Source organism: Mesorhizobium sp. M7A.F.Ca.US.014.04.1.1, assembly GCF_003998745.1.
GTDB lineage: Bacteria > Pseudomonadota > Alphaproteobacteria > Rhizobiales > Rhizobiaceae > Mesorhizobium > Mesorhizobium ciceri.
On sequence record NZ_RZRW01001120.1, the window covers coordinates 1 to 1,028 of the forward strand.

Annotated in this window: 2 pseudogenes; one reads left to right on the top strand and one right to left on the bottom strand. The window is 57.7% G+C overall.

Going from position 1 to position 1,028, the window contains the following annotated elements:
• Positions 1-443, bottom strand: a pseudogene (locus EOA22_RS34960) (aminotransferase); the annotation flags it as partial.
• Between the two features lie 357 nt (positions 444-800).
• On the opposite strand from EOA22_RS34960, the pseudogene EOA22_RS34965 reads away from it, so the two are divergent.
• Positions 801-1,028 (top strand): annotated as a pseudogene (locus EOA22_RS34965) (hypothetical protein); the annotation flags it as partial.

The window sequence follows — 1,028 nt, forward strand, 5'->3', positions numbered from 1 at the left end:
GCTATGAACCGCACCACTTGGCCCGTGGCCGGATCGATCCCGAGCGCGATGAAGTCGTTGCCATGACGGCCGGAGATTTCCCGGACGCGCGCCGGATCCCGCGCCAGATCGAAGATATAGGCCTCGACCTCCGCATGGTAGCGGAACAAGAAGATCGGGATCGACCATTGGTGGCCGCCGATGAACTGGTAGGCCTGGGTCATGAGCCCGGCCATCACCTCGCCGAACAGCCCTTTCTTGGCGGTGGCGGGCAAACAATTTGGATACTGCGCATTGCCACCTGGGCCGTCGGCATCGGGATGCAGGTCTATTCGGGCGGCACTGTGAAACACGTCACGCGCGTCGAAGTGCGCGGATTCGAAATAGGGCCGCAGTTCAGCGACGACATCATCATCGATCGGCGCCGCCTGCTCGAACAGCAGATGTCCGTAATTGCCATTCACCCGCGCAGCTCCGCGCAGCCAACGGTTGAGGAGCGGTATTGGCGGGGGACAGTTATGAAGCATCTGTGTTGGCACTCACTAGGTTGAGGTCTGCGCGATGTTCAGTATCGTGTGTTGGACCATGCGCAACGCTTGATTATTTTTCGCCTTAAAAACGATGAAAGGGTTCATAGTCAGGCTCTATTATCAAGTGCCGGTGCCGACAACGGACATGTTGCGCGGATTGCGCGCGGCGTCGCTGACTCCCAAAGCGCTGGCCACTCTTTTTACGGAATTGCATGCGAGCCTACAGCTCGCCAAATTAGCCTGCAGCAAAAGTGACTGGGCGAATCGATGGCGCAACTAACAACCACTGACATGGCGTTGATTGACAACATCTTTGGGATGTACGGGGGCTACGTGCTGGACTTCAGCAACGACCGGTTCGCAGCGTTCTTCAATCGTGATCTTAAGATCGACATCTACCACGACCGCTACGCAATACATGGAACGTCCAAGGGGAAGCACTTCCGCGCCTTTCTCGAAATAGCGCCCAGTACCGAGGTAGTGCGGACGCTCACGGCCCTGTGGGAGTATCGCGAAGCG